Here is an 8,027-nt window from a genome sequence, read left to right as displayed (position 1 = left end):
GTAAATAACACCTTAAAATACAATTCAGATGCACAGTTATATCCTCTTATTCTTAAACAAAGTCTAATCTTGTCTTTTTTTAAAAGTTAACAAATACAAACAATGTTAATCAATATACTTTTTTCTTCTATTTTAACTTTTAAAAACTAAAAATAAATTGTCTTTACAGTAAATTTGGACAAGACATAAAAAAAGATTTATACTATGGCAACTATGAAAGCAGCACGTTGGTATGCAGCAAAAGACATCCGCGTGGAAACTATCGACATCCCCACTCCTGCAAAAGGACAAGTAAAAATTGCCGTTCAATATGCTGGGATTTGTGGATCTGACTTACACGAATACGTACATGGGCCTCAACTTATCCCCTTTGACAAGCCATACCCTTTAAACGGACACCAAGGGGTGACAACACTTGGGCATGAGTTTTCAGGAATTATCGAAGAAGTAGGACAAGGCGTGACAAATCTAAAAAAAGGAGATCGCGTTGTTGTTGAACCAATTTACAAAAACTTTGACAGCCCATTTGTAGCCTCAGGAGAATACAACTTAGGAGAACACTTAGGTTTTATTGGATTAGCTGGCAACGGCGGATTTGCAAACTACGTGGTAGTAGAAGATTATATGGTACACAAGATTCCTGATACAATGTCCTTTGAACAAGGAGCATTAGTAGAGCCAGCAGCTGTGGCTGTATATGCTGTACTTCAAAGTGGATTAAAAGTAGGACAAACTGTTCTTATCTCAGGAGCCGGACCAATTGGACTATTATGTGCTCAAGCGGCTTTAGCGGCAGGAGCATCAACTGTTATTGTCACTGATGTTGCTCAAAAGCGTTTAGAAAAGGCAAAAGAAATCGGAGCTACTCATGTGTTTAATGCCACAGAAGATAATCTACCTGCGAAAATTAAGGAATTAACAGCGGGCTTAGGAGTAAACGTATTCTTAGACTGCGCAGGTGTACAAGCCTCTTATAACACAGGGATTGCTTCTACTCGCAATGGAGGTACTGCTGTATTAGTAGCTTTATTTGGAAAACCAGTACAACACAATGCTTTGGACCAAGTACTAAGAGAGGTCACTGTTAAAGGAGTTATTGCTTATAGAAATATATTCCCAGAGGTAATCAACTTAATTGATTCAGGCCGCATGCAAGTAGAGAAATTAGTAACTAACAAAATTGCATTAGACCAGATTGTAGACCAAGGTTTTGAAGCTTTAGTAAGCAATCCTGAACAGGTAAAAATTCTTATTGATATCAATAGATAAATTCAATAATAGACAAAAAACGCTTAGAGGTTATCCCCTAAGCGTTTTTTATTTGACCATATAGAAAAAGTAAACTACTCTACTTTCAAATTTCGAGGATCAAACTCGCTTACTCCCTTTAGCTTACTTTGGAAAATCAACAGCCCTGCCCCGATAACAATAAAGGGAATACTAAGCCATTGTCCCATATTAAGCAGCATATCTTGTTCGAATTCGACTTGATTTTCTTTGAAGAACTCCAATACAAAACGCGTTGTAAACATCAATATTAAAAACCAACTAAAGATAACTCCGTTTGATTTTACCTTATTGCTCTTGTACAATACCCACAAAAACACACAGCTAAGCAAATAACCCAATGCCTCATAGAGCTGAGTGGGATGACGGGCAATCATATCGTCTTGGGCAAAAATAACACCCCATGTTCCACTTGTTGGCTTTCCGTATATCTCAGAATTCATAAAGTTTCCAAAGCGAATAAACGCACCCGCAATTGGCACGCCTAAAGCAATGCGGTCCAAAACCCAAAACACTCCTACTTTGTACTTTCTACAAAACAAGTAAATAGCCAACAACACTCCAATTGCTCCCCCATGACTCGCAAGTCCTTGAAAACCAACAAAAGTATAAGAACCATTAATCTCCTGAAAAGGAATAAAAATTTCTAATATATGATTCTTATAATATTCAAAATCATAGAACAAACAATGTCCTAAACGCGCTCCAGCTACCGTCCCCACTATAATATAAATAAGCAGTTTATCCAGGTATTTAATATCTATCTTCTCTTTATTAAATACTGTTTTTACAGCAGTGTACCCCAGAATCAACCCCAAAGCAAACAATACTCCATAATATCTAATTGGAACACTTCCTATTTTGAATATCTCAGGATCAACGTCCCATACCATCACAGCTAAATTCATTTATTTGTTGTTTTATTTAAGGCGTGCAAAGTAATAAAATTCACCTACAAATGAGTGATTTTTTTAATTAATCCACAATTCACATCCCTTATTGTTAGTTTTAAACAGATCAAAAAAAGCGTTTAAAAGAACCATACTGCTCTTTTAAACGCTTACTATTTACTGTAGACTAACAGTTAAGATAGTCTTTACCTCTTTACATGACTGGCGATATTGTGTAACATATATCGAATTTCTTTAAACATAGCCTTGGTATCTGGTTCCTCTAAATCCTCTGGCTTAAATTCCTGAGTGGCGATACTACAAGCATATTCCCAAATTTCAATAATATCATAAGCCTTTACAGTATAAGGCTCATAGAAGGTATTGTCTGAGTGCAACTCGAAAGTTTCTTCATCTATGCGATACACGCGCTTATACACCACTCCTTCATTAGCTGTTATCACAATGTAAGTTCTACCGTCCCTAACATCGCTTAAACGCTCAATATAACTTCCAATGATAAAAGACCCCTCTTGATGAGGAGGCATCGAATCCCCCTCTATGGGAAAAGCCCTATATTTTCCCTCTCTAAGAAAAGGAAGAGATATTTGCTCCAAATTCTGAATAAACTCAGGGTCCGCATATCCTGTAAGGTATCCAGCTCGAGCTTTATGAGGAATAATCTCTATATAGTTATTCCCTGTGGTAGAATCCACCATAATAGGCAACAAAATACGATTATCCTCAAGCTTTAATAAATCTTGCATAGGAACTTTGCGCAAATCTACCGAAATCATAAGATCGACACTCACGTGAAAAAAACGAGAGATGCGCAACAATACTTCCAAAGGTGGCTCAGAGGCTCCCTCTTCATATTTCGAATAACGAGCACGTGTAATTACTAATTCGTCTGCCACCTTTTGTTGTGACATACTTTTCTGTGCTCTCAAATACCGGATGTTATCTGCTAAAAATGACATTTGCTACTATTTATAGCATCAAATATAATAAATATTGCTAACATATATAGTAATTTCGTTTAATAAATTTTGAACTTCATTAAAATGGATCGGGCAATAGCACATTTAGATTTAGATACTTTCTTTGTCTCTTGTGAGCGTTTACAGGACTCCTCTCTCAATGGGCTTCCCATTATTATTGGAGGAGGCGATCGCGGTGTAGTTGCGAGTTGCTCCTATGAAGCTCGTTATTTTGGCGTGCGTTCTGCTATGCCTATTCGCATGGCGATGAAACTGTGTCCTCAAGCCAAAATCATCAAAGGAGATATGCAACTCTACTCCAATATGTCCCACTTAATAACGGATATTATCTGCGAGCAGGCTCCCGTTGTTGAAAAGGCAAGTATAGATGAATTTTACCTGGATCTCACGGGAATGGACCGCTTTTTTGGGACGTATAAATGGACAAGTGAACTGATTGAAAAAATAAAAAAAGAGTCTGGGCTTCCCCTGAGTTATGCTTTATCGATCAACAAAACAGTTTCTAAAATTGGAACTGGTCAGGCCAAACCCATGGGAGCATTGAGCATTCCCTCTTTACAAGTTCGACCTTTTCTCAACCCTTTGTCGATTCGCAAGATTCCCATGCTTGGCGAGGTTACTTATACTACTTTGTCCAGAATAGGAATACGAAATATCAAAACACTATCGGAAATGCCTATACAAGTCTTGCAGCAGATGCTCGGGAAAAACGGTGTAGATATATGGAAAAAAGCCAATGGAATTGACCTTACCCCTGTAGAGCCGTATAGAGAACGCAAGTCTATATCGACAGAACACACTTTTGATCAAGATACAATTGATATTGTCTTAATCAAATCCATTTTATTGGGGATGGTTGAGAAATTGGCTTTTCAACTCAGAACAGAGCAATGGCTTACTTCAGTGATTACAGTGAAAATTCGATATGCAAATTTCGATACCGAAACAAAACAAAAAAGAGTTACCTATACTTGTGCTGATCACACCCTAAGTCAACTTGTCTATGAATTATTCGACCGCTTATACCTCAGGAGAATGAGGCTTCGACTAATTGGCATTCAGTTTAGCGGACTAGTTAGAGGAACCTATCAAATAGATTTATTTGAAGACACCCAAGAGCTCATGGCGTTGTATCAGGCTATGGACAAAATGAAAAAGAGATATGGAATAGATGCTGTAACTCGTTGTGCAGCCGCAAACTTAAAGCACAGAGAAAAGCAGATCAAACAGATAATCGACAAATAGCAAACACACATTAATTCTCACTATTAAAAACTATGTTTTTAAACTGTCATTCATATTACAGTCTGCGCTACGGTATGCTGCCTTTAGACCAACTTGTCAAGCAAGCCCAAATACACCAAGCAAGCGCTATTGCCCTAACAGACATTGACACCTTTAATGGTATTTATGACTTTGTCACCCTATGCGAGCAGGCCAAAATAAAGCCCCTTGTAGGAATGGAGTTTAGAGATAATCGAGGACTTTTATATATTATTTTAGCAAAAGAGGTAAGAGCCATAGCTGAGATAAGCTCCTTTAGAACAGCCTACAATAAATCAAAGGCCCCTTTACCTGAATTTGCTCCAATATTTGAACATTGTATTGTTATCTATCCCCTTGACAATGTACCCAATCAATTAAATAAGCAAGAGTATATCGGCATCACTAATCATCAGGTAAACCTACTCTACCAAAACAAATGGAAACAAAAGATAGATAAAATGGTTGTCCTTCACAGCGTTAATCACCACAGTGAAGATGAATTTACTGTGCATCAAATTCTAAGAGCAATAGACAAAAATACCTTACTGTCTAAATTAGCTCCAGAAGATTGCGCCTGTACAACAGATACTTTTATCTTGGAGTCTGAACTGATAAGTCACTTTGCAGATTATCCAGTGATTGTCGAAAATACAAAGGCAATCATCGATACTTGTAACTATGAATTTGAATTGCATAAGCCGCGAAATAAGCAACACTATACCCAAAGTAAAAAAACGGATATGGAACTGTTGACCCAACTCACTTATCAAGGGATGAAACACATCTATGGACAAGATCATCAAGAGGCAAAACAGCGCATAGAAAAAGAGCTCAAGGTAGTAGATCAACTAAACTTTGCTGGGTACTTTTTAATTACTTGGGACATTATCAGATATAGCAATAGCATGGGGTTTATGCATATCGGTAGAGGTAGCGGAGCCAATAGTATCATTGGATATTGTTTGGGCATTACCAATGTATGTCCTTTAGAACTGGATTTATACTTTGAGCGTTTTCTCAATGAAAACAGAAAATCACCACCTGATTTTGACATCGATTGGTCGTGGAGAGAGAGGGATATTATATTAGCCTACATATTTAAACGCTATGGATCGGAATACGTAGCTTTCTGTGGAGCGATCTCCACCTTTAAATACCGCTCAATTATACGCGAAATAGGTAAAGTTTACGGACTACCCAAAGAAGAGTTAGACAGCCTGACTCGCCATACACTTGAGCAACATGAGCCAAACAGCATTGTAAAACTCATTCACCGTTATGGTCAAATGTTGGAAGGCTTCCCCAATCAACGTACTATGCACCCTTGTGGAGTTCTAATTTCAGAAACGCCTATGACAAACTATACAGCTTTGGATTATCCACCCAAAGGATTTGCTGTAGCACAATTTGATATGCATATTGCTGAAATGGTTGGCTTTGACAAATTCGACATTCTGAGCCAGCGAGGAATAGGTCATATTAACGATGCAGTCATGCTGATTAAAGCCAATCAAGGTATTAACCTGGATATTAGAAATATTGCTATATCAAAAGACGAAATAAACTGCAATGACTATTTGCAAAGAGGTCATACAATAGGTTGTTTTTACATTGAAAGCCCAGCCATGAGAGGGCTACTGAGACGATTAAAATGCGACAACTACAAAGTACTTGTCGCAGCCTCATCTATTATAAGGCCAGGAGTAGCACAAAGTGGAATGATGCAAGAATACATCTATAGACATAACCACCCAACAGGCTTTGAATACTTCCACCCTGTATTCCAACAGCAATTAGCAGAGACCTACGGCATTATGGTTTACCAAGAAGACGTAATCAAAATTGCATTACATTACGCTGGTTTACCTGCCGCAGATGGCGATATACTGCGTAGGGCAATGAGTGGAAAGACGCGCTGCAAAGACGCACTTACTTCAATCAAAGAGCGATTCTTCGAATGTTGCTTGGACAAAGGGCACCCAAGAGAACTAAGTGAGGAAATTTACCGTCAAATCGAATCTTTTGCAGGATATTCTTTTTGCAAGGCACATTCTGCTTCCTATGCTATAGAAAGCTACCAAAGCTTGTACTTGAAAGTGTACTATCCCTTGGAGTTTATTACCGCTGTGATTAACAATCAAGGAGGCTTTTATCGCACAGAAGTCTATGTACACGAGGCCAAAATGTCTGGAGCCACTATCCTACCACCTTGTGTAAACCACAGCGATATGGAGGCCACTATACAAGGCAAGACCATTTATTTGGGCTTTATGTTTATTCAAGGTATCAATACAGAGTTAATACAGGCCATACTACACGAACGAGCATGTAAAGGCGATTTCACTTCTTTAGCTGATTTCACACAGCGGGTAGATATTGGAATAGAATCCCTACAAAAATTGATATTTATTGGAGCTTTCCACAGTTTTGGCAAACAAAAAAATGAATTACTCATACAGGCCAGATTACTTTTTGCACATCCCAAACAACCACAAACACTAACTTTGCTTCAAGAGCCAATACAAGAGTATAACTTCCCCGTACTGGAACGCTCCGTTTACGAAGATGCTTTTGACGAGATAGAACTATTGGGATTTAGTATCTCATGCACTCCCTTTGACCTATTAAAAACAAAATTTAGAGGAGATGTAATGGTGCAAGACCTCATGAAACACCATAAAACAACAGTGCGTATGTTAGCCTATCTCATTGCGAGAAAACACGTACCTACAAGTAAAGGGACTATGTATTTTGGTACTTGGATTGATTGTAATGGAGATTACTTTGACACTATACACTTTCCCGATAGTTTACAGCAATACCCCTTTCAAGGAGGAGGCTGTTATTTACTACTTGGTAGAGTCGAAGTAGAGTATCACTTCCCTTCTATTCAAATAGTAAAAATGGCGAAAATGCCTTTTATAAATGATCCACGCTATCATTATGAGGATGAAAAAAGTAGTGAATCACGACAAATCTTAAAAGAAGATTTCAGTGGTACCAATCGCGCTGCCTATCCTAAAGTAACTGAGATCAATTTACCCAGACATCGCATGAAGTTCAAAACTACTTAGCCTTAATAAAAATCCCCTACTATGACAACAAAGCAAGGGATTTAATCTATCAATAACCAACCTTATGAATTCTTTTACCAACTCTAAAAAACGAATTAGAGCTTTGAAATAACGATAAAAAAAGCATCCCAATTCAAGGGATGCTTGCATATTTTAAACGTTAATTAATTTTAATGAACCTTGTAGTTCAGGTTTTTCTTTTACATAACCTGATACCCAACTTGTTAATTGATCCACATCATATGGTAACAATTGTTTAATTGCTTTTTGAAGCTCTTTGTAAAACAACTGAGGATCGAAACTTACATTTTCTAAAATTGTTCTAGCAAACTCAAACATATTAAGTGATTTCATTCTTTATACATTTAGTGTTTTTTATTATACTATAAACTTAAGCATTTAATTATTTATTATATACTATTCAAATAAAAATTAATAAAATTTTAATAACTAAATAAAATATTATCTTTTTTCAATCTAAAAAGAACAATAAATAATAAACTATTGCA

General features: G+C 37.2%; 6 protein-coding genes. 3 read left to right on the top strand and 3 right to left on the bottom strand.

Annotated features, from left to right (window positions below):
* Positions 1 to 204 precede the first annotated feature (204 nt).
* Positions 205 to 1,269 carry a 2,3-butanediol dehydrogenase gene (locus GOQ24_RS05065; protein ID WP_155091281.1) on the top strand — a complete coding sequence of 355 codons (1,065 nt, stop codon included), beginning with the start codon at positions 205 to 207 and terminating at the stop codon, positions 1,267 to 1,269.
* A 74-nt stretch (positions 1,270 to 1,343) separates the two neighbouring features.
* Here the strand turns inward: GOQ24_RS05065 and lgt are convergent, their stop codons facing one another.
* Both lgt and GOQ24_RS05055 read right to left on the bottom strand, forming a co-directional pair.
* Positions 1,344 to 2,195 (bottom strand): prolipoprotein diacylglyceryl transferase, encoded by an 852-nt coding sequence (gene lgt / locus GOQ24_RS05060; protein ID WP_155091280.1) that lies wholly within the window; start codon positions 2,193 to 2,195, stop codon positions 1,344 to 1,346.
* 188 nt (positions 2,196 to 2,383) lie between these two features.
* Entirely contained in the window at positions 2,384 to 3,157 is a 774-nt protein-coding gene (locus GOQ24_RS05055; RefSeq protein ID WP_155091279.1) for an XRE family transcriptional regulator, read from the bottom strand.
* 84 nt (positions 3,158 to 3,241) lie between these two features.
* Between GOQ24_RS05055 and dinB the strand changes: the two genes are divergently transcribed.
* Together dinB and GOQ24_RS05045 are read left to right on the top strand one after the other, a co-directional pair.
* The gene (dinB, locus tag GOQ24_RS05050; protein ID WP_155091278.1) at positions 3,242 to 4,423 is read left to right on the top strand and encodes a DNA polymerase IV; all 1,182 of its coding nucleotides are present in this window, start codon (positions 3,242 to 3,244) and stop codon (positions 4,421 to 4,423) included.
* 32 nt (positions 4,424 to 4,455) lie between these two features.
* Positions 4,456 to 7,518, top strand: a complete 3,063-nt coding sequence (locus GOQ24_RS05045) for a DNA polymerase III subunit alpha (RefSeq protein ID WP_160339236.1) — start codon at positions 4,456 to 4,458, stop codon at positions 7,516 to 7,518.
* A 153-nt stretch (positions 7,519 to 7,671) separates the two neighbouring features.
* On the opposite strand, the gene GOQ24_RS05040 is transcribed toward GOQ24_RS05045, so the two are convergent.
* Positions 7,672 to 7,872 carry a hypothetical protein gene (locus tag GOQ24_RS05040; RefSeq protein WP_155091276.1) on the bottom strand — a complete coding sequence of 67 codons (201 nt, stop codon included), beginning with the start codon at positions 7,870 to 7,872 and terminating at the stop codon, positions 7,672 to 7,674.
* Positions 7,873 to 8,027 lie beyond the last annotated feature (155 nt).

Origin of the sequence: Myroides sp. LoEW2-1 (assembly GCF_009767705.1) — a bacterium.
Lineage (GTDB): Bacteria > Bacteroidota > Bacteroidia > Flavobacteriales > Flavobacteriaceae > Flavobacterium > Flavobacterium album_A.
The sequence above is the reverse complement of the archived record's forward strand: the minus strand, read 5'-3'. Positions and strand labels throughout refer to the sequence as shown.